This is a genomic window from Acidisoma cellulosilyticum, assembly GCF_020621385.1.
Lineage (GTDB): Bacteria > Pseudomonadota > Alphaproteobacteria > Acetobacterales > Acetobacteraceae > Acidisoma > Acidisoma cellulosilyticum.
In genome coordinates this window covers 25,482-51,741 of sequence record NZ_JAESVA010000009.1, presented here as the reverse complement: position 1 = coordinate 51,741, position 26,260 = coordinate 25,482, and the positions used below count along the sequence as shown (strand labels likewise).

The following is a 26,260-nucleotide window of genomic DNA, read 5'->3' as shown; positions in this document are numbered from 1 at the left end:
CTGCATATGCCTCGGTATCGCATTGAATTTCGTCGATGAGGCATAAGTTTTATATCGGCATACGACAAACCCGCCCAAACGAATCCGATATTTGTGCGAGGCAATCCTCAAAAAAGAGACGCGATCAACCGATCCATCGCGACAGATCGATTGAAGAGGCGCCGCTAAGAAAACTAAAACTCTTATACATTCACTTCATAAAACTGATTATAACAAATTGTCCAGAACAAGAAAACGTTATCTATCCGATTCAACTGACCTGGACCGGCATAATCCAAACCCTAAACCAGAGAACTTTAATGATTTATTATGTATTTTATCGAACGTCGAGTCTAGCCAACGATAAAATATGACAGTTTTTAGATCAGTCTCAAATTCGAATCGAACTTGAAATATCGAATTATCTTGCTAATCGTTGCTTATCCAGCGTGAGGCCGGGCAAGATCACCGCAATAAGGATTGATCCTGGCCTATAAAATCATTCGGTCAAATTTGATGCAATGCACATCATTTGCCAGAACTTACCCATCCTTGCGGCGAATAGTTCAGAGTCCCGCTTCTGAAACGATCGGCATCGTCAGCGAACAGATATGAGGGTGACGAGATGAAGTCTTCAGCACTGGCTGTTCGAGAGAGTTTTACGCAGGACAGCATGATCCTTGTACCAGGGGGCCGCTTTCTGATGGGCTCGGATAGTCATTACGCCGAGGAAGCACCGGCGCATCACGTCTCTGTCGGCAGCTTCTGGATGGACGTCACGCCGGTGACAAATCGGCAGTTCGCTGCCTTTGTGCGTGACACCGGCCATGTGACCTTCGCCGAAACCGTGCCGGACCAGAACGATTATCCGGGATCGCTGCCGGAGCTTATCTTCGCCGGTTCGCTGGTCTTCATCTTTCCCAAGCAACCGGTCGATTTGCAGGACTGGAGCCAGTGGTGGCGGCTCTGCAAGGGCGCCAATTGGCGCCACCCCTATGGCCCGGAACGGGGCCTGAAGGGGCTGGAAGACCATCCCGTCGTGCATGTCACATTCGCCGATGCGCTTGCTTACGCCGCATGGGCCGGAAAAAGCCTGCCGACTGAGGCGGAGTGGGAATACGCGGCGCGTGGCGGCCTGGACGGGGCCGAATTTGCCTGGGGCGATGCGTTCATCCCAAACAATCGCCCCATGGCCAATACCTGGCATGGCGAATTTCCGCATCAGCGACAATCGCGCTTCCGCAGAACTTCTCCCGTCAAATCCTTTCCGCCGAACGGTTATGGTCTTTACGACATGATCGGGAATGTCTGGGAATGGACGACCGATTGGTGGTCGCAGCACCATCGGCCGGATAGCGCCAAGGCTTGCTGCCTGCCGTCCAATCCCCGTGGCGGACCGGAAAGCGGCAGTTACGACGGCGATCTGCCGCAAGTCAGAATTCCGCGAAAGGTCATAAAAGGCGGGTCACATCTTTGCGCACCCAATTACTGCCGCCGCTATCGGCCTGCCGCGCGCCACGCCGAACCAGTCGATACATCGACAAGCCATGTCGGGTTTCGGTGCGTTCTACGCGATATCTGAACAAGAATCACAGGCGAGGAAAACACAAGATGAGCACGAAAGACATCGGGCGGCGCGGTATGCTGCTGGGTACAACGGCCAGCGCCGCGACAATGCTCGCGTCCTCCGCCGGCGCGCAATCGCAATCGCCGTCACCCTCGACGGCGACAGCCCCCGTGACCGCCGCGGGTGGCACCAAGCCCAATATCGTCCTGATCGTGTCGGATGATTTCGGCTGGGGCGACGCCGGCGCCTATCTGGGCGGCAAGGCACGCGGCATGCCGACACCCAGTTTGGATCGCATGGCGGCCGAAGGCATGATGTTCACCTCCTTCTATGCGCAGCCGAGCTGCACGCCGGGGCGCGCCGCGATGCAGACCGGTCGCATTCCCAACCGCAGCGGCATGACCACGGTCGCGTTTCAGGGGCAAGGCGGCGGGTTGCCGGCGGCGGAATGGACATTGGCCTCGGTCCTGAAGACCGCCGGCTACAAGACCTTCTTTACCGGCAAATGGCATCTCGGCGAGGCCGATTACGCGATGCCCAATGCGCACGGCTATGACGAGATGAAATATTGCGGCCTCTATCATCTCAACGCCTATACTTATTCCGACCCGAACTGGTTCCCGGACATGGACCCTAAGCTGAGAGCGATGTTCGAACGCGTGACCAAAGGCGCGCTATCCGCCAAAGCCGGCGAACCTGTCAAGGAAGACTTCAAGATCAACGGTCAATATCTCGATACGCCGGACGAGGGTGTGGTCGGGATTCCGTTTTTTGACGCCTATGTGGAAAAGGCATCGCTGGACTATCTGGACAGCGCCGGCAGCCTTGGCGCGCCCTTCTTCATGAGCATCAACTTCATGAAGGTGCATCAGCCGAATTTACCTGCGCCCGAATTCATCCATAAATCGATGGCGAAAACGAAATATGCGGATTCGGTGGTGGAAAACGATACGCGGATCGGCCGCATCATGGACAGGATCCGGTCCCTTGGCCTGGACAAGAATACCTATGTCTTCTGGACAAGCGACAATGGCGCCTGGCAGGACGTTTATCCGGACGCGGGCTATACGCCGTTTCGCGGCACCAAGGGCACCGACCGCGAAGGCGGCTCGCGCGTCCCCTCCATTGCCTGGGGGCCAGGCATCAAGCCGGAAGGCCGGAATGACGAAATCGTCGGCGGGCTGGATTACATGGCGACCTTCGCGGCACTCGGCGGCGCCAAGATCCCCGATAATGATCGGGCGGGAAAGCCGATCATCTTCGACAGCTATGACCTGTCACCGGTTCTGTTCGGCACCGATGTCTCGCCGCGCAAATCCTGGTTCTACTTTACCGAAAATGAACTGACCCCGGGGGCCGCGCGTATCGGCAATTACAAAGCCCAGTTCAATTTGCGGGGCGCTGACGGCGCCCAGACCGGCGGCCTGGCGGTCGATACCAATCTCGGCTGGAAGGGACCTGACGAATATGTGGCGACGGTGCCGCAGGTCTTTGACCTCTGGCAGGATCCGCAGGAACGCTACGACGTCTTCATGAACAACTATACCGAACACACTTGGGTTGTGGTCACGATCAATACGGCCATTCATGATTTGATGCAGACCTATGTCAAATACCCCCCGAGGCCATCCCAAAGCGAAACCTATACCGGCCCCATCACGATATCCGACTATGAGCGTTTCCAGTTTGTGCGTAGCGAGCTGTCAAAGGATGGTGTCGAGATTCCGCTACCGACCGGGAATTAGGATCCGTCAGATTCGATCGGAAGCGCGCTCAATCTATCCTGCGCGGGCCTTGCCGGGCTTGGCCTTGGATTGGCATAAAACCCCGATCCGCAATAGACTGCCGGCAAGCGATGCGGATCATCCCGGATCGGTCTCGCGGGTAATCTGGGATAGCGGGCAATCTGGAATAGATGGACAAGCATGTGAAGAACGACGGTATCGTGAAACTCTCCATCGACGGCGTCCAGCCCAGGGTCGGCGCGCCCGCGGGCTGGGTGATTATCGACGGCAATCCTGAGGCGACAGCCTGGCCGAGCTATGCCAGCGAAGGTGCCGCCCGCACCTCAGGCGTGTGGCAGTCGACACCGGGCACCTATCGCGTGCGTTATGAGAAGTGGGAGTTTTGCCATGTCCTTGAAGGATCCTGCGTCATAACACCGGACAATGGCGCAGCGGTCGAACTCCAGGCGGGGGACGTCTTCGTCGTCGAGCCGGGATTTGAAGGCACTTGGCAGATTATCGAGACGATGAAAAAGCACTATGTTTTCGTCCTAGTTGCCTAAGCCGCGACCCTGGACATCCCCGCGATAAGCGGGGATGTCCAGCTGCCGCCTACTCGGCTGCCTTGGCCGCGCCCGCGAAGAACCTGTTCTCCGGCCGCGCCAGACCCAGATGATCGCGCAAGGTCACACCTTCGTATTCCCGGCGGAAAATGCCCCGGCTCTGCAGTTCCGGCACCACCATATCCACGAAATCGTCGAGCCCTTCGGGTACCGAATGGAACATGATGTTGAACCCGTCGCTCGCCTCCTGTTCCAACCAGGCCTGCATCTGATCGGCGATCTCGACGGGGGTTCCGACCATGGTGAGGCCGCCGAAACCGCCGACGAACTGGGCCAGCTGGCGCACCGTCAGATTGTCGCGCCGCGCCATCTCCACCAACGTCTGCCGCCCGCTCTGGCTGGCATTGGTCTCGGGAATCTCCGGCAAGGGCGCATCGAGATCGAATTTCGAGGCATCGACGCCGAGGCGCATGGAGAGGTTGGGCAGGCTGCTCTCCGGATGCACCAGACTATCGAGCAGCGCGAGCTTGGCCCGCGCCTCCTCAGTCGTGCGGCCGACGACCACCAACACACCGGGCAGGATCTTGAGCCCGTCCGGATTGCGGCCGATGGCCTTCATGCGGCCCTTGACATCGGCATAGAAGCGCTTGCCGTCCTCGATGGTACGGGCGGACCCGAAGATGACCTCGGCGGTCTCGGCCGCCAGTTGGCGGCCCGCCTCCGAGGCGCCGGCCTGGACGATGACGGGCCAGCCCTGCACGGGACGAGCGATATTCAGCGGCCCGCGCACGGACAGGTTCTCGCCCTTATGCCCCAGCACATGCATCTTCGCGGTATCGAAGAAAATCCCCGATTCCTTGTCCCGGATCCAGGCATCATCCGCCCAGCTGTCCCACAACCCGGTCACGACATCATAGAATTCGCGCGCACGGTCATAGCGCGCGTCATGCTCCATCATATCGTCCCGCCCGAAATTCAGCGCGGAATCCGGATTGGCCGTCGTCACGATATTCCAGCCCGCGCGGCCATTGCTGATATGGTCGATGGAGGCGAAGCGCCGCGCGATATGAAAGGGCTCATCGAAGGTGGTGGACGCCGTCGCGATCAGCCCGATCCGCTCCGTCACCATCGCCAAGGCCGAGAGCAGGGTCAGCGGCTCGAAGGAGGTGACGGTCCCGCTGCGCTTCAGCGCGTCCATGGACATATTGAGCACGGCGAGGTGGTCGGCCATGAAGAAGGCGTCGAACCGTCCGCGCTCCAGCGTCTGGATGAACTGGACCAGATGTTTCAGGTTGAAATTCGCATCCGCATAGGCGCTGGGATAGCGCCACCAGGCCGTGTGGATGCCGACAGGGCGCATGAAAGCGCCCAGATGAAGCTGTTTCGTCATGATGGATCTCCGCGATTGCGGAAAGTCTCGCCCTTATTCCGCCCCCGGCGCAAGCGGGGGCGGATAGCATGACTATTATTCGGCTGTCGGCCCTGTCGTATGCGCGGCGGCCAGACAAGCGAAGATCACGAGGTCCGAGACCTTCGCATCCATCGGCACCACCTGCACGGCATGCGCCAGGCCCGTCAGCACCGGGCCGATCACCCGCGCCTCGCCCAGTCTTGCCACCATCTGGGTCGCGATCTGGGCGGCGTCCAGCCCCGGCATGACCAGGACATTGGCGTTATCGGTCAGGCGCGCGAAGGGATAGCCGGCGCGCAGACGTGCATCGAGGGCGACTTCCGGCGTCATCTCCCCGTCGAATTCGAAATCCGCGCCCTCGGATTCCAGAATCCGCACCGCCTCCGCCACGCGGCTGCCGGCCCCGTCCTGCGGCTGGCCGAAGGTGGAGGACGCACAGAAGGCGACACGCGGGCTTTGCCCCAGCGCCCGCATGCGATTGGCGGAGGCCCGCGCGATCATCGCCAGTTCGACGGAGGAGGGTTTCATATTGATCAGCGTATCGGCCACCAGCAGGGTCTGATGGGCAGAGACGACCATGGAGAGGCCGAAGGGAATGCGGCCGGGCTTGGGATCGATCGCAAGGCGGATCGCCTCCAGCGCCTGGGCCGGCGCGCGGGTCAGACCCGTCACCATGCCGTCCGCGTCGCCCATGGCAACCGCGCAGGCCGCGAAAACATTGCGGTCCTGATTGACCATGCGCTGCACGTCGCGCAGCAGATAGCCGCGCCGTTGCAGCCGGCCGTACAGAAACTCGGAATAGCGCTCGTTCTTCTTGTGGTCGTCCAAGGCCGCCAGACGCGCATTGCGGATTTCGATCCCGTCATGCAGCGGCAGTTCCAGCCGCTTGAACGCCGCGCGCACGCGGTCCTCATTGCCGATCAGGATCGGCGTGCCGAACCCGTCCTTATGGTATTGCGCGGCGGCCCGGACCATCGTCTCATTCTCGCCCTCGGCGAAGACGATCCGCTTCGGCTGGTCGCGCACGCCTTCGGTGATGAGGTCGAGGATATTGACGGCCGTATCCAGGCGCGCGGCGAGTTCCCGGCGATAGCGCTTGACCTCCGGCAGTGGGCGGCGGGCGACGCCGCTCGCGACGGCGGCTTCCGCGACGGCCAGCGGTACGCGGGTGATCAGGCGCGGATCGAAAGCATTGGGGATGATGTAATCGGGGCCGAAGCGCAGTTGCCGGGCGGCGGCACGGTGCACCTCATCCGGCACGTCTTCGCGGGCAAGCTCGGCCAGCGCCTGGGCGGCGGCGGCCTTCATCGCCTCATTGATCGTCCTTGCCCGCACATCCAAGGCACCCCGGAAGATATAGGGAAAGCCAAGGACGTTATTGACCTGATTGGGATAGTCCGAGCGTCCGGTGGCGATAATGGCGTCCGGCGAGGCCGCGCGCGCTTCCTCCGGCGTGATCTCGGGGTCCGGATTGGCCAGAGCCAGGATAATCGGGCGCGGCGCCATGCTGCGCACCATCTCCTGCGTCAAGGCGCCCTTGGCGGAGAGGCCAAGGAAGACGTCAGAGCCCTTCACCGCTTCTTCCAGCGTGCGCAGCCCGGTCTCCACCGCATGGGCCGACTTCCACTGGTTGAGGTCATGGCGATCGCGATGGATGACGCCCTTGGTATCGCAGGCGATGATATTCTCCCGCCGCATGCCGAGCGTCAGCAGCAGGTCGATGCAGGCAATGCCCGCCGCCCCTGCCCCGTTCACGACCAGTTTCACGTCGGCCAAGTCACGTTTCGTCAGATGACAGGCATTGATCAGCGCGGCGGCGGCCACGATCGCCGTGCCATGCTGATCGTCGTGGAAGACCGGAATATCCATCAGCTCGCGCAGACGGGTTTCGATGACAAAGCATTCCGGCGCCTTGATGTCTTCCAGATTGATACCGCCGAAAGACGGGCCCAGAAGACGCACGCAATTGATGAATTCCTCGACGTCCTCGGTCGACACTTCAAGATCGATACCGTCGACATCGGCAAAGCGCTTGAACAGCGCGACCTTGCCTTCCATCACGGGTTTGGACGCCAAAGCCCCGATATTGCCGAGGCCCAGGACCGCGGTGCCGTTGGAGATGACGGCCACCATATTCCCGCGCGTGGTGTAGCTATAGGCGAGTTCCGGGTCTTTCGCGATTTCCAGACAAGGTGCCGCAACCCCCGGTGAATAGGCCAAAGACAGGTCCCGCGCTGTCGCAAGCGACTTGGATAATCTCGTTTCCAGCTTTCCCGGCCGGCCGCTGGCATGCAGGTCCAAAGCGGCCTCCGCCAAAGCGCTGAGGCGTGATTCTGACTTGTCCTGCTCGGGCATCCGGTTCCATTCCCTTTTCTTGGCAGCGCTTTTGCCGCACTTTGAGGGAAGCCTAGCCCGCAGGTCGGCGGGAAAGCTAGGGCTTTGCGGCGGGGCAGGAACGCGGGAGGGTCACGTGGCGTCCTCGAAGCTTTTCACCGCCGCGTCGGCCTCGCCCTGCACCCAATAGCCGGAAGCCTTCAGCCAGGCCTTCGGCAGGCCGCGCTCCTCCAGCAGATAGCGGCGAATGGCGCGGGCGACGCCGGCCTCGGCCGCGACCCAGACGAAGGTCTGCGGCGGCAGAGCGAGCTTTTTGACCGCGTCCAGCAGCGCCGCAGGATCGGCGGCGGCGCCATGCGGGCGATAGACCCAACGGGCGTCAAGCTCGGCCGCCGTCTCGAAGCGCTGCTCCTCACTTCTATCTGTCACGGCCGCGATGCTGATGACGGGCATGCCGGGCGCCAATTCCTCGATCCGGCGGCCGATGGCCGGCAGCGCCGTCTCATCGCCCACCAGCACCCAGCCGCGGATATCGCCGCCGATCGCCGAGGAACCGCGGGGGCCGGCAATGGTCAGGCTGTCGCCGACGCGGGCCGCCCGCGCCCAATCGGCTGCCGGACCGCCGTCATGATCGACGAAATCAAGGGTGAGGCTGCGCTCGGCCTGGCTGAAGCGGCGCGGGGTATAGTCGCGCCGCGCGGGCTCGCCGTCCGGCTGGGGCAGGAAGATCTTGATATGATCGTCCGGCGCGCCGCTGAAGAAATCCACGAGACTGTCATCCATCAGCGTCACGCGGATCATCTGGGGCGTGACGCGCGCGATAGCGGAAATAGTCAGGTCGCGGCGTTTGATCTCATGCCGCATCCGCTCGATGGTAGGCTGGGGAGCGTTACTGTCTTGGGTCAATGCCACTGCATCCTTCTTCTGCGGTCGTACGGAACCGGCAGCTGCGGGATGCAGGCGCACGGCTCCAGACAGCCTAAGCCGCCTATTCCGTGCGTTGATTGACGTTAACGCTTACGATGACCGGCGCCGCTAAGACCGACACCTGTCCTGATGTGTCATGCATCTAAGCGTCATGTGCTGGCGAGATCAACCGCCGCCTCGCATGGCTCCTATCGGCTGGTGGGAGAGGCTCTAGGCGCCGAGCCCGGCCAGCGCGACGGCCACCATGCCTTCCAGCAGCGCCTTCTCCGGGCGCACCCGCGACAGGACGCGGACACCCATCAGAATGCCCAGAAGATGCTGCGCCTGGGCCGTCGCCGAAATGGCAGCGCTGATCGTACCCTCCGCCTGCCCGCGTTGGATGCTGGTGAGAAAGAAGGTTTCGATGCGCCTCAGCACGGCCGCGATGCTCTTGCGGAATTCAGGATCATGCGGTGCCACTTCCAGCGCGGCATTGACCAGCATGCAGCCCTTATGCTCCCGGTCCGTCAGCGAGCGGCGCAGAATTTCGTGAAAGAAGGCTTCGATCGCTTCGCGCGGCGGCAGGTCTTCGCAGCGCGTGATCCGCGCGCCGATGCTGGTATCGACGTAATGATCCAGTGCCGTCCTGAAGACGGACCGCTTGTCGCCATAGGCATTGTACAGGCTTGCGGCCGTCAGCCCGGTTCGTGCCAGCAGATCCTTGACCGAGGTCGCCTCATACCCATGGCTCCAGAAACACTGCACCGCCGCGTCCAGAACGTCAGATTCATCAAACTCTCTCGGCCTCGCCATTTCTGCCCTCGTGCGCCGCATGCCGGGCTATTCTGCCACACCCGTCACTGTCGCGCATTTTATAGCGCCCATACCAGAATTGCGTGCCATCGATACGCTCTTCTGCCGTCTCCGTAACTAATCGCCACCGATCAACGAACCTGTCCTTGAAGACGCATGCAACCGTCAAGGACAATGCCATGAACGACAATCCCATCCATACTTTCCTGCAGTTCCTGACAGGCGGAATTCCGGATCAGGTTCATCTCGGCGACGGGCGATGGTTCACCGTCGCGCTGTACTGGATTCTTCTGCTCGGCAGTTTTCTGACCGTCTATGTCAATTGGCGGCGCGATCCCAGCCAGCGCAGCCTGCATCACATCAGCATCTATGCCATGCGACTGCTGGCCGCCGGCATGTGGTATCTCGGCACCTTGTGGAAACTGCCGCTGCCCGTTTCCGCCGGCTTCAAATACTGGCTTGGCGCGACCGTGAAATACAGTTCCTTCCCCGCGCATGCGGCCATCATGCAGGTCTTCGTCACCCATATCGCGCTGGTCCAGCCGGTTATCTATCTGCTGGAGATCTTCTTCACGGCCTCGCTCATGCTCGGCTTCATGGTCCGGCTGACGGGCATATTGGCCGCGCTCTTCACGCTGAATCTGCTCATCGGTCTTTATAACGATCCGACCGAATGGCCTTGGACCTATGTCGGCATCATCTGCACGCATGGCATGTTCGCCGCCAGTCAGGCCGGCCGCAGCCTCGGCATCGACAACCTGCTCGCCAAGCAATTGATCCCTCGATTCCGCTCTACCGGACCCTTGGCGCGCGTTCTCGCGCTCGCCTCCTGACCCGGCATGGGCGCCGCGGCACCCTACGCTAGCCATTTTAGATCGGACATTCTAGAACGCCCTGCGGCTGCCCTGGCGCCCATCGACCGACCCTGTAACCAAATCCGGACTCCCGTCGAATATGCTGCTGGACACCAAAGATTCGTACCTGACACGAGGTTTGCGGCGCGTGACACAAGGCACGAGTTCGATTTGGTCGCCAAGGTGAGAGCGACAGCGGCCGAAATGCCCCAGTCTGACTGGGACCGCATGATGGCGGCCGCGTTGGCGGGAGACGGCAATGCCTATCGCAAGCTATTGGCTGAGCTTGTGCCTTGGCTGCGGCGCTACTATCGCCGCCGGCTGCCGCTTTCCATGACCGAGGATGCGGTTCAGGACGTGCTGCTGGCGATCCATGAGAAACGCCACACCTATGATCCCGCACGGCCCTTCGCCCCTTGGCTCGCCGCCATCGCCCGCTACAAATGGATCGATCGGATGCGCGCCCCGTCCTGGGACAATACCGAACCGCTGGACGACAATCTGGGCGTCCCCGATCACGAAAACGCCGTGATCGCCGAAAAAACCTTCGATCGGCTGCTTGGGATTCTGAAACCCGCCCAGGCCCAGGTAATCCGTCTCGTCAAGATCGAAGGCTATAGCCTGGCCGAAGCCGCCAAGGCGACCGGCCAATCAGTCACACTCGTGAAGGTCAATATCCATCGCGGGCTGAAACGCCTGACGGCTGCCGCCCAGGATGGCTCCGATGAAGACTGACAGTCTTATCGACCGACTCAGCGAAAATCTCCGGCCGGTGCGGTCGCGCAGCATTCTGCGCGAAGCGGTCATCCTGCTGATTTTGGGCCTGGTTGAAATCGCGGTCGTTCTTGGCATGGGCTTCATGCGACCGGATATGCCGGTCGCCATGGCCGCGCCCTCCTTCTGGTGGAAGCTGGTCAGCATGGGGCTGATCGCCGTGCTCGGCGGCGGCATCGCGCTGATATCGATCGACCCGACACGCTCGCCGCGCCTTGGCCTCCGCTGGATTCTGGTGCTGCTCGCTATCATTTTCGCAAGCGGCTGGCTGATCGACGCAAGCCAGGCGGGGCTCGCGCATCTTCTCGCGCGGCTCGATTGGCGTCACGGCATTCAATGCGCCTGGAAGATGATCGCGCTGTCGGTACCGCCTGTCATCGCGTTCGGTGTCCTGGTGCGGCGCGGCGCGCCCTCCGACCGTCACGGCACCGCGCTCGCAGGGGCGCTCGCTGCCGCCGGCTGGGGCGCCTTCGTGTTCGTTTTTGCCTGTCCGTCCGACGACCCGCTTTACATCGCCGTCTGGTACAGCGTTGGATGTGGAATCGTCACCATCATCGGACAATGCGTGCTGTCGCGCTTGTCGCGATGGTAAGGTCTTGCCGCACAAGCTTACCTTCATAAAACGCGCCGAGGATCAAAACCTTGACACAAGAGCGACCGACGAAAGAGCGCCGTCTGCATCCCCTGGCCGTCAGGATCATGCATTGGATCAATGCGGCGGCGATGATGGTCATGATCACGTCAGGCTGGGGCATCTATAATGATGACGTGATCATCCACGGCCTGCATTTCCCCGGCTATCTGCGCCTGGGTGAATGGGCCGCCTGGAGCGTGAACTGGCATTTCGCCGGCATGTGGTTTTTCGGCATCAACGGCCTTATTTACCTCACGTACGGATTCGCGACTGGCCGCCTGCGGGAAAGGCTTTTGCCCATCCGTCCGCGCGATATCGTCAAGACCGTCATCGACACGCTGCATTTCAAAATCGCGCATGAGGATCTGACCGTCTATAATGCGGTACAGAAGCTGCTTTATATCGTTGCCATCCTCGCATCCATCAATCAGGCTTTGACCGGGTTGGCGTTGTGGAAGCCGGTGCAGTTTTCCAGTCTCGTCAGCCTGTTCGGCGGCTTTCAATCGGTCCGCGTCTTTCATTTCGCGGGCATGGTGGTGATTGTCGGCTTCGTCATCGTTCACGTCGCGCTCGCGGTGCTTGTTCCAAAGACGATCTGGGCCATGCTGGCCGGCGGTCCGCGTCTGCAATCCCCTAAGCCCAGCCGCGGGTTATCCAAATCATGAAATCGCCCTTTCGCCCGAATGACGCGCCGGATGCTTCCGTGTTGGATGTGCATCGTCCGCTGATCCGCTCGCTGGAACGGCGCGGATTGTTGCGGGGTGGATTGACCCTCGGCTCCCTGGTCATGCTGACGGGCTGCGACGTCAAACGCCCGGAAGCGGTGGAGGCAGCCTTGCTCGCCATCTCAAATCTCAATGACAAGGTTCAGGCGCTGCTGTTCGACCCGAACAAGCTGGCACCGACCTACCCAGATTCGATGATTCTGCGCCCACCCAAATTCAACGCCTATTACGATGTCACCGACGTCAAACCCGTCAATGGCGCGACATGGAAGCTGGAACTGAGCGGCCTCGTTCAAGATAAACGCCCTTGGACGCTGACGGATCTTCAAGCCCTTCCGCAAAGCTCGATCGTCATCAAGCATATTTGCGTCGAAGGCTGGAGCTATATCGGCGGCTGGACAGGCGTGCCGCTAAGGACGTTTCTGGAACGGACCGGCGCCGACCTGCGCGCCAAATACGTCGCCTTCAAGACCGCCGATAATTACCCGAGCAGCATCGATATGGCGGCCGCCCTGCATCCCCAGACCCTGCTGGCTTTGCAATATGGCGGGCAGCAATTGGCCGACCCTTTCGGCTTTCCGATACGTCTGCGCACGGCCGTTAAACTCGGCTACAAGAATCCGAAATGGATCACCGCCATTGAGGTCACCAATACCTATCCGGGTGGCTTCTGGGAATCCAAGGGCTTTCCCTGGTTCGCGGGAATGTGAAGGCCATGCCGCAAAACCTTCATCTTATCGTTGCTCTGGCAATGACCTTTGCCGCCGCGCCGGCCTTGGCGCAAAGCCCGATGCCGGGCGGCATGCCGCCGCCGCCGGGCATGAGCCTCGCGGAATCAACCGCCATGCGCTTTCCACAACCTGTGCGTGTCGGCGATCTGACGGATCGGCTCATTCTGCAGCCAGTCGAAAGCCAGATCATTCTCGGCCGCGTCCACGCCGTCGTTCGCAATGCCCAAGGCGAGGTCTCGGTCGTCATGAATTTCGGCGGCTTCTACGGCTATGGCGGCCGGCTGATCGCCGTGCCGATCGACGCCATGGTGCTGCTGGGCGATGAGATGGAAGTCGTTGCCTATACGCCGAAGCAATTGGCCGGATTTGCGACTTTCTCGGCTGATGGCACGACGCCGGTCGCGGATGATGCCTTCCTGAAAGTCGGCCTCGCGAAACCATCGCATTGAAGCATTATCCCATCGGGTGCGTCCACCCGATGGGAAGATTTGCGGTCTTGTGAAGCATGGGCCTCACTTTTCTGTGCTGAGGTGTAACCGCTTGGCTTGTCGCCCGTATAAGTCTCGAGACGATCGCGCAGCAGGCAATCTCAGAAGGTCAGATCATGACGGCGAGTGAAACGCGTGCTCCGGACGACACTTGCGCTATCGCGGTGATGGCAAAGACGCCAAGGCCGGGCTTTTCCAAGACCAGACTCTGCCCACCGCTGACGCATGAGCAGGCAGCCAGCCTCAGCGCTGCTTTCCTGCGCGATACAACTGAAAACCTTGGCGCGGCATCCCTCTCCGTTCCGATCACGAGCTACGCGGCCTATGCCCCGCTCGGCACGGAAAGCACGCTCGCACCCCATCTGGCCGCACAGACGGTCTGCATTCTGGCGGACGGCACTTTGCCGGCCCCGGCCGGCGTGGACGGGTTCGGCCGATCCTTATGGCAGGCCATCAAAGGACCGTTCGATCTCGGCCATGCCGCTGCTTGCGTCTTGAGTTCCGACACACCGACATTGCCGACCGAATATCTCGTCGCCGCCGCCAAAACCTTGCTGACGGGCAGCGACAAACGCATCGTCCTCGGTGCCTGCGATGACGGCGGCTATTATCTTCTCGGCATGCGCGCGCCTTACGCCGATCTGTTCCGGGATATCGCCTGGAGTACCGAAAGTGTTGCCGCCGCGACCCGAACCCGCGCGGCTGAACTCGGTCTCGACATTGTCGAACTGCCGTCCTGGTACGATGTCGATGACGCGGCCTCGCTCGGCCAGTTGCTTCTGGAAACCCACGGCTATGCCGCCCCCTTCACGCGCAAGACCATCGCGCGGCTTGGCCTGGACGCTGATCTGCGCCGGGCCTCCGCCGCATGACGAAACGGCTTTGCCTTCTCTCGGGTCTTGGACTGGCATTGCTCGCGCTGACGGTCGCGGGCCTTTGTATCGATCCACCGGCCATCGCGCGCGGCGCCCATGTGGCACGGCTCGGTCTGCTGGTCGGCCTTCTCGGCGTCAGTGCGGCCGTCTATTTCGGCGCTGTGTTCCTTGTACAGCGCGGCAACTGGCCCAGGCAGACAGTGTGGCTGGTGCTTGGCATCGCGGCGCTTCTGCGCCTTGCGCTGCTGACGACACCACCGATGCTCTCCACCGACATCTATCGCTATGTCTGGGACGGGCGTGTGCAGGCGGCCGGGATCAATCCCTATCGCTATATTCCGGTCGACCCGAGATTGGCCGCTCTGCGTGACGACACCGTCTATCCGCATATCAACCGCAAGGAATATGCGCGCACCATCTATCCGCCCGTCGCGGAAATGATCTTCGGCGTCGCCGGGCGGCTGTGGGACAGCGTGAACGGCATTCGTCTGGCGATGCTCGCCTGCGAAGCGCTCGGCATCGCCGCCCTGCTTTGGCTGCTGCCGCTCGCCGGCCTGCCGCGAGAGCGGATTCTGATCTATGCTTGGAATCCGCTCGCTCTTTGGTCCTTCGCGAGTGACGGGCATGTCGATGCCATCGCGGTCGGCTTCCTGGGCCTCGCTTTGCTGCTGCGCGCAAGACGTCTCGACGGATGGGCCGGGGCGGCGCTGGCTGGCGCCGTGATGGCAAAGTTTCTGCCGATCGTCGTCGCGCCCGCCCTGTTGCGCGGCGGACGGTTCTGGCGGCCGACGCTCGCTGGGCTCGCCGTCATCCTGGCCGCCTATGCCGTCTACATAGGCGCGGGTAAGCATGTTCTGGGCTTCCTGCCGACCTATGGGTCAGAAGAAGGTCTGGACAGCGGGTCCGGCATCTGGCTGCTGGCGGGATTGGGTGAGTTTACAACCCTGCCCGCCTATGCCGCGAAACTCTACGCGCTCGGCATGGTCCTGATATTCGGCACTCTCGCGATTTGGCTTCTGCGCCGGTCCTTGCCCCAGAATGACGCCCAACGTCTGTGCCAGGATGCCGGCCTTCTGGCCGCCGTCACCATGGTCGCCATCAGCGCCCATTATCACTGGTATTTCGCCTGGCTCGCGCTGCCGGCGGTGGTCGCCCCCTCGGCCGCTCTGCTCTGGCTCGCGACCGCGCCCCTGCTGCTGATCATCGGGCCGATCCCGCATGATCGCTTCCTTTGGCCTTCCCTCATCTACCTGCCGGCGGCCGCCATGCTGCTGTTCGACCTTTATCGGCGGCGTAGCGCATCGCGACGCGTGCCACCCCAATCCGGAGAGATGTCATGTCCGCTTCCGTCGCGCTGAAAGACCCCCGCCGCTATTTCGAGGAGATCGACGCCAAGCGCTCCGCCGTCGCCGCGGCACCACCCGTCTGCCTTTATCTGGAGGTGACGAACCGCTGCAATCTTCTGTGCGAAACCTGCCCGCGCACTTTCGAGGAATTGGAACCCCCGGCGGATATGAGCTGGGAGCTGTTCACCAAGATCGTCGACCAGGTCCCAAATGTCGCGCGTGTCGTCATGCATGGCGTGGGCGAGCCGATGCTGGTGCAGAACCTGCCGCAGATGATCCGCTATCTGAAGGATCGCGGCACCTATGTGCTGTTCAATACCAACGGCACTTTGATGCAGCCGAAGCGCTTTCAGGAATTGATCGATACCGGGCTGGACGAGTTGCGCGTGTCGCTGGATGCCGCCGACCGCGAGTCCTATGCCCGCGTGCGCGGCAAGGATTTCTTCAATCGCATCGTCCGCGATGTCGGCAAGTTCATCGCCTACCAGAAGCAGGTGGGCGCGACCACGCCGCGCGTCTCGCTTTGGCTGACGGGCCTGAAGGAAACGGTCGACCAATTGCCGGCCTTCGTGCGTCTCGCGGCACAGATGGGCATTACGGAAGTGCATCTGCAGCGCCTGGTGTTTGACGAGCAAGGCTATGGCATGGCGACGGCCGCCAATTCGCTGTTCGAAAGCACGCAGGACGAAGAACGGATAGCGATCGAGGCCGCGCAGGCACTGGCCATCCCGCTCGGCGTCACGCTCGACGCCTCTGGCGCGACGGAGCCGGGGCTGAGCCTGAAGCGACAGGCGGAGGATAAGGCCTGGTCGACCTGCCGCCGGCCTTGGTCGTTGATGTATTTCACCGCCCATGGCCGCGCGCTGCCCTGCTGCATCGCCCCTTTCTCGGTGCGCGGCTACAGCAATTACACGCTTGGCGACGCAACCCAGCAGGATCTGCGCGAAATCTGGAACGGGGACGCCTATCGCGACTTCCGTGACAGTCTGCTGTCCGACGCGCCCCCCGCCCCTTGCCAGAATTGCGGTATGCGATGGAGCCTGTAACCCTCGTCATCCCGGTCTTCAACGAGGCCGAAAGCATCGGCGCCGTTGTCCGGGAAATTCCGGCTGAATATCGGGGCGATATCATCGTCGCCGACGGCGGCAGCCGCGACGGCACGCAACAGATCGCCGCTGCCGCCGGTGCGCGCGTGCTGGACGCCGGGCGCGGCTACGGCCGGGCCTGCGCCATGGGCGCGGCGGCGGCCCTGCCCAGCAGCCGCGTGATCGTCTTCATGGATGGGGACGGTGCCGATCGGGGTGATCTGATCGCCCGCATCGCGGACCCGGTTCTGGCAGGCGCACAGGATTTCGTTCTCGCCTCCCGCACCGAAGGCGCGCGCGACCCTGGGGCGATGCTGTGGCATCAGGTTCTGGCCGGCCGGATGGCGGGCTTCGGCATGGGTGCGCTCTACGGCAAGCGCTATACCGATATGTGCGCCTTCCGCGCCATCAGCCGCACCGCCTTGGACAGTCTGGCCCTGCGCGAAATGACCTATGGCTGGAATATCGAAATGCAGATGCGCGCCGCGCGGGCGCATCTGCGCATTCTGGAAGTGCCGATGCCCTATCGCTGCCGCGCCGGCGGGCAATCGAAAGTCGCGGGCTCACTCCAAGGCACGATGAAGGCCGGCACCAAGATCGTCAGCACCTTTCTGCGCGTGGCCGCAGACCGGCGCTGAGCCGGCTACAATCCAAGATCGGTGAGACCCGGATGGTCATCTGGCCTGCGGCCCAGCGGCCAATGGAACAGCCGGTCGGCCTCCTTGATCGGCAGGTCGTTGATGCTGGCAATGCGACGCTGCATCAGCCCGCGTGCATCGAATTCCCAATTCTCATTGCCGTAGGACCGGAACCAATTGCCGCTGTCGTCATGCCATTCATAAGCGAAGCGCACGGCGATCCGGTCATCCGTATAGGCCCAGACTTCCTTGATCAGCCGATAGTCCAGTTCCTTTTGCCATTTGCGGGTGAGAAAAGCCTCGATCTCCGGGCGGCCCTTGATGAATTCCCCCCGGTTGCGCCAATGGCAATCGGCCGTATAGGCCAGTGCCACACGGGCCGGGTCACGGCTGTTCCAGGCGTCCTCGGCGCCGCGGGCTTTGCGCGCCGCATCCTCCGGCGTCAGGTAGGGCGGCAGCGGCGGGCGTTCGGCGTCCATCTTCTATTCTCCTTTTCGAGAGACCCATGCAAACAGGCGGTGACGGCCCGAAGCAAGCAGGGCGCCAAGCAGAGCAGACATCCCATCAGGAAACGAGACCGAACTGATCCGGCAATAGGATCGTTTCAGCGGTTGCGCGGCCATAGTCGCGTGGCGAAGACCCCATGATGCGCTTGAAGGCGGTGCTGAAGGCGCTTTCGGACTGGTAGCCGAGTGACAAGGCAATGACCGAGACCGGCTCGCCCGACTGCGTCAGCCTCTCGCCCGCCAGCAGCATGCGCCAGCGCGCCATGTAATCCATCGGCGCGCTGCCCACCGTCTCCTTGAATGTCTGCGCGAAGCGGGAGCGCGACATGCCGACCAAGGCGGCCAGCTGATCCAAAGTCCAGCGCCGGGCAGGATCTTCGTGCATGGCGTTCATGGCGGCGCCGATCTGCGGGTCCGTCAGCGCGAATAGCCAGCCGACGCTGGTGGAACGCTTGTCCCGCATATGCTGCCGCAGGGCCTGGACCAGAATCATATGCGCCAGATGTTCGATGATGAGAAAACCGCCCGGCTGCGGTTCGCGCAATTCCTGCATCATACGCTCCACCGCCCAACGCAGGTCGCCCTGCCGGTCATGCCGGATATGGACGATCGACGGCAGCATGCGCAGCAGCAGATGCGCGTGCTTGCCGGCCAGGGTGAAGCGGCTGGAAACGAGGGAGACCGGCGCCTGATCCTGGCCCGGCAGCATCGCACCGGCAATCCTTGTCACGCTGCCCCGCCCGGCCTGATTGCCCTGACGCTTGAAGATGGACAAGGCATCGACCGGCGGTAGCGCGCGATCGGTGCAGATGCGAAAGCTGCGGCCGCTCGGTAGCAGGAAGGCATCGCCTTCTTCCAGATAGACCTCGCCGCCGCCATCCGTCAGAGCCAGCCAACAGCCGCCGGAAACGACGGCGCCGCATTTGATGCTCTCGCCCTGATCGGGAAATACGAGCGACCATGCGCCCTCGGCCGCCATGCCGCTCGACAGGTAATTCTGCGGTTTCAGCAGGGACAGCACGTCGGATAGCGGGTCCATTCGGCCTCTCGATCATTGAACCGGTCTGGACGATCACAAAGATAAACCGGACGCTACAGCATAGATCGTATCCAGCCCGCGGGTCTATCCAGGCTCAAGCAAACGATCGGGGAGCATGATCATGCGATATTTCGTCACCGGCGCCAGCGGCTTCGTGGGGTCCGCCGTCACGCAGGAACTTCTCGGCGCCGGGCATCAGGTGCTCGGCATGGCCCGCAGCGATGACGGTGCCGCCAAGGTTGCCGCCATGGGCGCCGAGGTTTTTCGCGGCAGCCTGGAGGACCCGGAGGGCATGGCGCAGGCCGCCGCCAGCACGGACGGCGTGGCGCATCTGGCGTTTAACCACGACTTTTCCAAGTTCCTGGACAATTGCGTGACGGACGGGCGCGTCGTCACCGCCATGGGCGCGGCCCTCGCCGGCACCGGCAAGCCGCTGGTCGTCACCTCGGGCATCGGGCTATTTTCCGGCCTGAAGCTGATCAGCGAGGAGACGGTGATCGCGGACGCACCGCATCGGCATCCGCGCGCTGTTTCCGAGGAAGCCGTCGCGGATTTCGCGACGCAGGGCGTGCGCAGCATGGTGATGCGCCTGGCTCCCTCGACCCATGACAAGGGCGACCATGGCTTCGTGCCCATGATCATCGGCATGGCGCGGGAAAAAGGCATCTCCGCCTATCTCGGTGCGGGCGACAATCTTTGGCCGGGCGTGCATCGCCTGGATGCGGCAAGGCTGTATCGGCTGGCGCTGGAGAAAGGGACAGCCGGCGCGCGCTATCATGCGACGGATGAAAGGGGCGTGCCGTTCCGCGAGATTGCGACCTTGATCGGCAACCGCCTCGGCCTGCCGGTGAAAAGCCTGTCGGGTGACGCGGCGGCAGCCCATTTCACCTGGTTCGCCCCCTTCGCGCAGATGGATATTCCAACCACCAGCCAATGGACGCGGGAGACGCTGGGCTGGCAGCCGCGCGAGATCGGCCTTCTCGAAGATCTGAACAAGCATTATTTTGGTTGATTAGTCTTTTTGAGAGAAAAGTCGTCCCCGGACCCGGTCCGGGGACCTACCCGATTTCGCCAGCACAGCTCACGACTTCGTCGCACCCAGACGCGCTTCATGCATCATATGCAGCGTGATCTTGCGGACTTCCAGCTTGCTTGCCTCGATATGTGCCCGCAACATGATGATCGCCTCACTCAAAGCGCCGCGCCGCAACAGGCGCAGCAGCTCGCCGTGTTCGCGGTAGGTGGCGGCGGTACGGGCATCTTTAAAAAAATCCAGCCGCCGGATGATGCGGATCTTTTCCGTGATCTCGCGATGGATGATGGCCATTTCACGATTGCCGGCAGCTTCCACGATGCCGGAATGAAAGCCCTCGTCCAACTCCGTCATCCGTCGCGGCTCCGTCTCCCGCGCGCTTTCATCGATTATCCAAATGGCATCAAGATGGTCGAGCGCCGCCAATCTGATCTCCGGCTCCGCGCGCGACAGCCGCTCGAAAGCCGCGACTTCCAGGGTCATGCGCAGTTCATACAACTCATCGAACCGCTGGAAATCGAAGGGACAGACGAACCAGCCGCTGCGGAAGCGCACATCGACGAAACCGTCGCGCTTCAATTGCAGCAACGCATCGCGGATGGGCGTCCGCGACGCGCCAAAGCGGTGGGACAGGTCCGTCTCGGTAAAGCGGTCGCCGGGCAGAAGACGAAAATCCGCGATATCCGCCATCAGTTCCTGATAAACGAGGGCGGCAGCGCCCCCCAGTCTCGTCGTCGTCACCATGTCCTCACGCCAATCGGGGCGTTATGGTGACGCTTCTTAGCTCGGGGTCAAGCATGGTCGTTATGCATGACCGGCCATATGCAACCCGATGGATTGCCGGTCCGCGCTCTCACGCTTCGTCTCATAGACGATCGCACCACCCGACATCACCAGAATGCGGTCTGCCAATTCCAGCAATTCATCAAGGTCTTCGCTGACCAGCAGCACGGCGGCACCGCGATTGCGGGCAGCGACGATCTGCCCATGGATATCGGCGACCGCCGAGAAATCGAGCCCGAAGACCGGATTGGCGCAGACCAGAACGTCAACCTCACCCGACAATTCGCGCCCCAGCACCGCGCGCTGCACATTGCCGCCCGACAGTGTCATGATCGGGGCGTCGATCCCCGTGGTGCGGACATTGTAGCGCTCCACCAAGTCCCGCGCATGGCGACGAAGCGCACCGCGCTTGACCCAGACGCCGGAGCCGATCGGCGCGCGGTCGAAGCTGCGGAAAGCCATGTTCTCGCCCACGCTCATGCGGCCGACGCAGGCATTGCGCAGCGGCTCCTCCGGCAGCAGCGCGAAATTGTGGCGGGCGATCTCCTCCCGCGTGGCGCCGAAGGGCTCGCCGCCGACCGTCACCGCGCCCTGATGCCGGCGCTGCCCGCCCAATACCTCCACCAATGCCGTCTGCCCATTGCCCGAGACCCCAGCGATACCGACGATCTCGCCGCGCCGTACCGTAAGATCGACACCCTGCAAGGCCGGTCCCCCGGCATCGTCCAGCGCCTGAACGCCCGTCAGCGCCAACATCACCTCACCCGGTTCGCGTTCCTCTCGCCCGGCATGGTCACGGCTCGCCTGATCGCCCACCATCAGCCTTGCCATTTCCGGCACGGACAATTCGGAAACCTTGCCGCCGCCGACCTGCTTGCCACGCCGCAGCACCGTCACCTCATCCGCGAAGGCCAGCACTTCACGGAATTTATGGGTGATGATGAGGACGGTGAGTTGGCCTGCCGTCGCCATGGAACGGATCAGGCCCAGCATCTCATCCGCTTCCTGCGGCGTCAGCACGGATGTCGGCTCATCGAGGATCAGCAGCTTGGCCTGCAGGTAAAGCTGCTTGAGGATTTCCGCCTTCTGCTTTTCACCGGCAGCGAGCGACGAGACCGGGCGGTCGATCGGCACGCGGAAGGGCATCGTGTCCAGGAAGGCCGTCAGCTTGGCGCGTTCCACCTTCCAGTCGATCCGCCCCGGACGAAAGCCCAGGCCCATGGTGAGATTTTCCAAAATCGTCATCGACGGCACGAGCGTGAAATGCTGATAGACCATGCCGATGCCGGCCTGCTGCGCGTCGCGCGGATTGCCGACCTTGATCTCCCGCCCGTCCAGCAGCAACTCGCCCGCATCGGCGTGATAGAAACCCATGATGCATTTCACGAGCGTCGATTTGCCGGCCCCGTTCTCTCCCAACAGCGCATGCACCGTGCCGGGATGGAGCCTGAGGGAGACGTCGCTCAGCGCTGCGAAATCCCCGAAACGCTTGGTGACGCCGACAACCTCAAGCCCCGGGGCGTCGCTCATGCCATGCCTGCCAGAAAATCGACGGAATTGGAGACCGAGCCGAAGACCCCACCCTGCATCTTGATCATCTTGACGGCGTGATCATGATTGGCGCGATCCGTCGCCGCACAGCAATCCTCCAGCAGCAGGCACTCGAAACCTCGGTCATTGGCGTCCCGCATCGTGGTATGGACGCAGACATCGGTGGTGATGCCGGTCAGGATCAGATTGCGCACGCCGCGCACGCGCAGCAGCAGTTCCAGATCGGTCGCGTAGAAACTGCCCTTGCCCGGCTTGTCGATGATCGGCTCGCCCTCCAAGGGTGCCAGTTCGGGGATGATCTCCCAACCCGGCTCGCCACGGATCAGAATCCGCCCGCAGGGGCCGGGGTCGCCGATGCCGGCGCCGATCTGGCGCGACCGCCAGCGCTTATTGGCGGGAAGGTCAGACAGGTCCGGCCGATGGCCTTCGCGGGTATGGATGATGTGATAGCCGCGCGCGCGCATCGCCGTCAGCACATTGCCGATCGGTCCGATCGGCGCCTGGGTCTGCGCGATATCATAGCCCATGGCGTCGACATAGCCGCCCTTGCCGCAGAAATCGATCTGCATATCGATGATGATCAAGGCGGTGTCGGCGGGCGACATGACGCCATCATAAGGCCAGGGATAAGGATCAGCTTTAATGATCACGATAAGCTCCATGAGGAATGAAAGTTTTTGCTTCTTTGCGCAGGGCACCCTGTTTCAAAAAGAAGGCTTCCTTCATTTGGTAATCGACAACTCGCCGGGCGCACCGGCCAGCGTGCGGTCAGGAGAGCAGGCAATGATCATGATAACAAGCGTGAGCACATAGGGCGCGGCGTTGAACAGGTAATAGCCTTGGGAAATGCCGACCGATTGCAAGGCTGGTCCCAGCGCGCCCGCGCCGCCGAAGAGTAGTGACGCCCAAAGGCAATACATCGGCCGCCAGCGTGCGAAGATGACGAGTGCCACAGCGATGATGCCCTGGCCGGATGACAATCCCTCGCTCCAGCTACCGGGATAATAGAGGGAGAGGAAGGACCCGCCGACCCCGGCCATGAACCCGCCGAAACAGGTCGCCCATAGCCGGACCGTGAGCGGCGAATAGCCCATGGCCCGCGCGGCCTCGGCATTGTCGCCGACCATGCGGATCATCAGCCCGACACCGGTATTGCGCAGCGCCCAGGCGAGCAGGGGGGCCGCCGCCACGCCGATGAAGAACAGAACATTGACCTTCAGCGCTGCCTGGATCTGCGGCACATCGCTCCAGAACCCGAGCGGGATCGAGGGCAGGTTCGGCGCCTGCGGGGCCACGAAGGGCGTGCCGAGGAAGAAAGCCAAGCCGGTGCCGAACAGCAGCAGGGCGATGCCGACCGCGATGTCATTGACCTTCGGCAGCGAACAGATGCCGGCATGCAGGGCACCGAGCAGGCTGCCCACGATGCCGGCCGCCAGCACGCCCAGCCAAGGCGAGCCGGTATAGAAGCTGATGGCATAGCCGCTCATCGCGCCCATCACCAGCGTGCCTTCCAGCCCCAGATTGATGCGTCCCGATGTCTCGGTCACCACCTCGCCCAGGCTGACGAACAGGAAGGGCGTGGAAACACGGATGGCGCCGGCGCCGACGGCCAATGGCACGCCCCACCAGCCAAGTGCCTCGGCCGCCATCAGACGGTCACCGGCAGGCGGCGCGGCGCGAGGTAGCGCGTCAGCCGCCCCTGCAGCGCATCAGCCGACAGCAGCATGACGAAAAGCACGCCGCGCAGAACAAGCATGGTTGCATCCGGCAGGTTGAGGCGTTGCTGCAGCAATCCGCCTGCCGCATCCAGCCCGCCGAGCAGAACGGCGACCGGGATGATGGCCAGCGGATTCATCCGCGCCAGGAAGGCGACCAGAATGCCGGTATAGCCGGCACCGGTCGAGATATCGGAACTCACCGCGCCCTGCACGGCCGCGACTTCCACCATACCGCCCAATCCGGCAGCCCCGCCGGCCGCGAAGCAGAAGGCGAGGATCATCCGTTCCACCGGCAGACCGACCACGCGACCCGCGCGCGCATTGCCGCCGACGATACGCGCCGCGAAACCGAACTTCGTGAAATAGACGCAGATATAGGCGGCCAGACAGGCGATGATGCCAAAGATCAGCCCGACATGGATGGTGGTACCGGGAATGGTGCCGAGCATCAGATTGTCCGGCAGCGTGCGCGTCGCCGGACGGTTGAGGCTGCCGGGGTCACGCATCGGCCCGGCGATGATCTGGTTCATCACCGCGATGGCGATATAGGCAAATAGCAGGGAGGAAATCGTCTCGTTCACGCCGCGTTTGAAGCGCAGCAAACCGCATAGCGCGATGACCACGCCACCGGCACAGATGCCGGCCGCGGCCATGATGACCTGCACCAGAATATCGGGCAGGCCGAGATTGCCGGCGGCCAGGCCAGCCGCGACGGCCGCGAGCGCGCCGAGCACGAAGGCGCCCTCGCCGCCGATAATCATCAGCCCCATCTGCGCCGGCAAAGCGACGCAGAGGCCTGTCAACAACAAGGGCGCGGCCCGCACAAGACTATCCTGCCAGGAGAACCAGGTGCCGAAAGCGCCAAGCCAGATCAGCCGATAAGCGGTCAAGGGGTCAACCCCTTGCGCCGCCAGGAACCCGGCAAACAGGATCATGGTTGCCACAACCGCCAGGACGGGCGGCAGCAGGACGCCCAGAGAGCCTCGTGCGAACCCGCCCAAGGTCTTAGCTCGCCGAGCCGGAAACGCCGGCGACCAGATAGCTCATGCTCTCCAGCACCGGATCATGCTCATCCAGCACCGTGCCGGCCGCGATGACCGTATTGCCCTTATTGTCCTTGAGCGGGCCTTTGAAGATCGCGAAATTGCCGGCCGTGAAGCCGGCCCGCGCGGCGTCCGCCTGGGTGCGGGCGGCGGCAGGCACCATGGCGCCGTAGGGGGAGCTTTTGATGAAACTCTCCTTGAAGCCGCCGCGGATGTAATTCGGCATGCTACCGCCGGCCTGCAGCGCCGTGATCCATTTCGGATAAAGATAGGTCCAGTTCCACTCGGCGCCGGTCAGATAGCCCTTCGGCGCCAGCGGTGCCTGATCGGTGTGATAGCCGCAGGTATAAAGGCCGCGCTTCTCCGCTGTTTGGATCACGACCTTCGGGCTATCGACATGGCAGGTGATGACATCCGCGCCCTGGTCGGCCAGGCTGTTCGTCACCTCCGCCTCGCGCACCGGCATGAACCAGTCGCCGGTGAAAATGACCTGCATGGTGATGGACGGGTCAACCGATTGCGCGCCGAGAAGGAAGGCGTTGATATTGCGCAGAACCTGCGGAATGGGCTTGGCGGCCACGAAGCCGAGCTTCTTGGACTTCGTCATATGCCCGGCGACGATGCCCGAAACATAGACGGCTTCATCGATATAGCCGAAATAGGAATGCGCGTTGAGGGGATCGCCCTTCGCCCAAAGCCCGCCGCAATGCATGTAGTTGACGGAGGGGTTCTGCTTCGCCGCCTTCAGCATATAGGGATTGAAATAGCCGTAGGAGGTCGGGAACAGCAGAGTTGCACCATCAAGATGCACCATGCCGGCCATGGCATTGGCGCAGGCCACCGTCTCGGGCACGCGCTCCTGCTCCACCACCGTCAGGCCGGGCATCTTGCGCACCGCCGCCGCACCTTCGGCATGGGACTGGTTATAGCCGAAATCGTCTCTCGATCCGACATAGATGAAGCCGACCGTCATGCTGGCGGCCTCAGCGCCGCGCCCGCCTATCAGGGCGGTGCCGGCGGCCGCCGCCCCTCCCAGCAGAACCGAACGGCGGGTAGGCGTGATTTTGACCATGTGAGAAGACCCCTATTTTGCCGAGGAGGACGCGCAAACTTGCCGACAAACTTGTATTCAAGATGCAT

26 protein-coding genes are annotated in these 26,260 nt (G+C 62.4%); 14 read left to right on the top strand and 12 right to left on the bottom strand.

What is annotated here, in order from left to right; translation table 11 throughout:
* Nucleotides 1-604: 604 nt before the first annotated feature.
* The 3 genes from ACELLULO517_RS21200 (at nt 605) to ACELLULO517_RS21190 (ending at nt 3,833) form a co-directional block, all read left to right on the top strand.
* Nucleotides 605-1,561: a formylglycine-generating enzyme family protein gene (locus ACELLULO517_RS21200; protein WP_227309424.1), complete on the top strand. Its 957-nt coding sequence runs from the start codon at nt 605-607 to the stop codon at nt 1,559-1,561.
* A gap of 29 nt (nt 1,562-1,590) precedes the next feature.
* Complete coding sequence (locus ACELLULO517_RS21195) at nt 1,591-3,291, top strand: arylsulfatase (protein WP_227309423.1); 1,701 nt, start codon at nt 1,591-1,593, stop codon at nt 3,289-3,291.
* Nucleotides 3,292-3,461: 170 nt separating this feature from the next.
* On the top strand, nt 3,462-3,833 hold the full coding sequence (locus ACELLULO517_RS21190) for a cupin domain-containing protein (protein ID WP_227309422.1): 372 nt from the start codon (nt 3,462-3,464) through the stop codon (nt 3,831-3,833).
* 49 nt (nt 3,834-3,882) lie between these two features.
* Here ACELLULO517_RS21190 and ACELLULO517_RS21185 read toward each other — a convergent pair whose 3' ends face one another.
* The 4 genes from ACELLULO517_RS21185 to ACELLULO517_RS21170 form a co-directional block, all read right to left on the bottom strand.
* Nucleotides 3,883-5,223, bottom strand: coding sequence for an LLM class flavin-dependent oxidoreductase (locus ACELLULO517_RS21185; RefSeq protein ID WP_227309421.1), 1,341 nt, complete (start codon nt 5,221-5,223; stop codon nt 3,883-3,885).
* A 75-nt stretch (nt 5,224-5,298) separates the two neighbouring features.
* Complete coding sequence (locus ACELLULO517_RS21180; protein WP_227309420.1) at nt 5,299-7,599, bottom strand: NADP-dependent malic enzyme; 2,301 nt, start codon at nt 7,597-7,599, stop codon at nt 5,299-5,301.
* 111 nt (nt 7,600-7,710) lie between these two features.
* Nucleotides 7,711-8,442, bottom strand: coding sequence for a siderophore-interacting protein (locus tag ACELLULO517_RS21175; RefSeq protein ID WP_227309532.1), 732 nt, complete (start codon nt 8,440-8,442; stop codon nt 7,711-7,713).
* 273 nt (nt 8,443-8,715) lie between these two features.
* Nucleotides 8,716-9,297, bottom strand: a complete 582-nt coding sequence (locus ACELLULO517_RS21170; protein ID WP_227309419.1) for a TetR/AcrR family transcriptional regulator — start codon at nt 9,295-9,297, stop codon at nt 8,716-8,718.
* 146 nt (nt 9,298-9,443) lie between these two features.
* Here ACELLULO517_RS21170 and ACELLULO517_RS21165 point away from each other — a divergent pair, with 146 nt between their 5' ends.
* The 10 genes from ACELLULO517_RS21165 (at nt 9,444) to ACELLULO517_RS21120 (ending at nt 17,447) form a co-directional block, all read left to right on the top strand.
* Nucleotides 9,444-10,130 carry a hypothetical protein gene (locus ACELLULO517_RS21165; RefSeq protein ID WP_227309418.1) on the top strand — a complete coding sequence of 229 codons (687 nt, stop codon included), beginning with the start codon at nt 9,444-9,446 and terminating at the stop codon, nt 10,128-10,130.
* 225 nt (nt 10,131-10,355) lie between these two features.
* Complete coding sequence (locus tag ACELLULO517_RS21160) at nt 10,356-10,886, top strand: sigma-70 family RNA polymerase sigma factor (protein ID WP_227309417.1); 531 nt, start codon at nt 10,356-10,358, stop codon at nt 10,884-10,886.
* Complete coding sequence (locus ACELLULO517_RS21155) at nt 10,876-11,517, top strand: NrsF family protein (RefSeq protein ID WP_227309416.1); 642 nt, start codon at nt 10,876-10,878, stop codon at nt 11,515-11,517. The genes ACELLULO517_RS21160 and ACELLULO517_RS21155 overlap by 11 nt, the downstream gene beginning before the upstream one ends.
* Before the next feature lie 50 nt (nt 11,518-11,567).
* The gene (locus tag ACELLULO517_RS21150) at nt 11,568-12,224 is read left to right on the top strand and encodes a cytochrome b/b6 domain-containing protein (protein WP_227309415.1); all 657 of its coding nucleotides are present in this window, start codon (nt 11,568-11,570) and stop codon (nt 12,222-12,224) included.
* The gene (locus ACELLULO517_RS21145) at nt 12,221-12,994 is read left to right on the top strand and encodes a molybdopterin-dependent oxidoreductase (protein ID WP_227309414.1); all 774 of its coding nucleotides are present in this window, start codon (nt 12,221-12,223) and stop codon (nt 12,992-12,994) included. Before ACELLULO517_RS21150 ends, ACELLULO517_RS21145 begins: the two co-directional genes overlap by 4 nt.
* A gap of 5 nt (nt 12,995-12,999) precedes the next feature.
* Nucleotides 13,000-13,464: a hypothetical protein gene (locus tag ACELLULO517_RS21140; RefSeq protein WP_227309413.1), complete on the top strand. Its 465-nt coding sequence runs from the start codon at nt 13,000-13,002 to the stop codon at nt 13,462-13,464.
* A gap of 155 nt (nt 13,465-13,619) precedes the next feature.
* Nucleotides 13,620-14,375 (top strand): TIGR04282 family arsenosugar biosynthesis glycosyltransferase, encoded by a 756-nt coding sequence (locus ACELLULO517_RS21135; protein ID WP_227309412.1) that lies wholly within the window; start codon nt 13,620-13,622, stop codon nt 14,373-14,375.
* A complete protein-coding gene (locus ACELLULO517_RS21130) occupies nt 14,372-15,736 on the top strand; it encodes a hypothetical protein (RefSeq protein WP_227309411.1) in 1,365 nt (454 codons plus the stop codon). Before ACELLULO517_RS21135 ends, ACELLULO517_RS21130 begins: the two co-directional genes overlap by 4 nt.
* Complete coding sequence (locus tag ACELLULO517_RS21125; protein WP_227309410.1) at nt 15,715-16,770, top strand: radical SAM/SPASM domain-containing protein; 1,056 nt, start codon at nt 15,715-15,717, stop codon at nt 16,768-16,770. The genes ACELLULO517_RS21130 and ACELLULO517_RS21125 overlap by 22 nt, the downstream gene beginning before the upstream one ends.
* Nucleotides 16,758-17,447 carry a glycosyltransferase family 2 protein gene (locus tag ACELLULO517_RS21120; protein WP_227309409.1) on the top strand — a complete coding sequence of 230 codons (690 nt, stop codon included), beginning with the start codon at nt 16,758-16,760 and terminating at the stop codon, nt 17,445-17,447. The genes ACELLULO517_RS21125 and ACELLULO517_RS21120 overlap by 13 nt, the downstream gene beginning before the upstream one ends.
* Nucleotides 17,448-17,452: 5 nt before the next feature.
* Here the strand turns inward: ACELLULO517_RS21120 and ACELLULO517_RS21115 are convergent, their stop codons facing one another.
* Both ACELLULO517_RS21115 and ACELLULO517_RS21110 read right to left on the bottom strand, forming a co-directional pair.
* Nucleotides 17,453-17,926: a nuclear transport factor 2 family protein gene (locus ACELLULO517_RS21115; RefSeq protein WP_227309408.1), complete on the bottom strand. Its 474-nt coding sequence runs from the start codon at nt 17,924-17,926 to the stop codon at nt 17,453-17,455.
* 85 nt (nt 17,927-18,011) lie between these two features.
* Nucleotides 18,012-18,992: an AraC family transcriptional regulator gene (locus ACELLULO517_RS21110; protein ID WP_227309407.1), complete on the bottom strand. Its 981-nt coding sequence runs from the start codon at nt 18,990-18,992 to the stop codon at nt 18,012-18,014.
* 121 nt (nt 18,993-19,113) lie between these two features.
* Here ACELLULO517_RS21110 and ACELLULO517_RS21105 point away from each other — a divergent pair, with 121 nt between their 5' ends.
* Complete coding sequence (locus ACELLULO517_RS21105) at nt 19,114-20,004, top strand: SDR family oxidoreductase (protein WP_227309406.1); 891 nt, start codon at nt 19,114-19,116, stop codon at nt 20,002-20,004.
* A gap of 69 nt (nt 20,005-20,073) precedes the next feature.
* On the opposite strand, the gene ACELLULO517_RS21100 is transcribed toward ACELLULO517_RS21105, so the two are convergent.
* The 6 genes from ACELLULO517_RS21100 to ACELLULO517_RS21075 form a co-directional block, all read right to left on the bottom strand.
* The gene (locus ACELLULO517_RS21100) at nt 20,074-20,769 is read right to left on the bottom strand and encodes a GntR family transcriptional regulator (protein ID WP_227309405.1); all 696 of its coding nucleotides are present in this window, start codon (nt 20,767-20,769) and stop codon (nt 20,074-20,076) included.
* A 60-nt stretch (nt 20,770-20,829) separates the two neighbouring features.
* Nucleotides 20,830-22,338 (bottom strand): ABC transporter ATP-binding protein, encoded by a 1,509-nt coding sequence (locus ACELLULO517_RS21095; protein WP_227309404.1) that lies wholly within the window; start codon nt 22,336-22,338, stop codon nt 20,830-20,832.
* A complete protein-coding gene (gene biuH / locus ACELLULO517_RS21090; RefSeq protein WP_227309403.1) occupies nt 22,335-23,009 on the bottom strand; it encodes a biuret amidohydrolase in 675 nt (224 codons plus the stop codon). The genes ACELLULO517_RS21095 and biuH overlap by 4 nt, the downstream gene beginning before the upstream one ends.
* 72 nt (nt 23,010-23,081) lie before the next feature.
* Nucleotides 23,082-24,008 (bottom strand): ABC transporter permease, encoded by a 927-nt coding sequence (locus ACELLULO517_RS21085; protein WP_227309402.1) that lies wholly within the window; start codon nt 24,006-24,008, stop codon nt 23,082-23,084.
* Nucleotides 24,008-25,078, bottom strand: coding sequence for an ABC transporter permease (locus ACELLULO517_RS21080; RefSeq protein ID WP_227309401.1), 1,071 nt, complete (start codon nt 25,076-25,078; stop codon nt 24,008-24,010). The genes ACELLULO517_RS21085 and ACELLULO517_RS21080 overlap by 1 nt, the downstream gene beginning before the upstream one ends.
* Before the next feature lie 4 nt (nt 25,079-25,082).
* Complete coding sequence (locus tag ACELLULO517_RS21075) at nt 25,083-26,192, bottom strand: BMP family ABC transporter substrate-binding protein (RefSeq protein WP_227309400.1); 1,110 nt, start codon at nt 26,190-26,192, stop codon at nt 25,083-25,085.
* Nucleotides 26,193-26,260 lie beyond the last annotated feature (68 nt).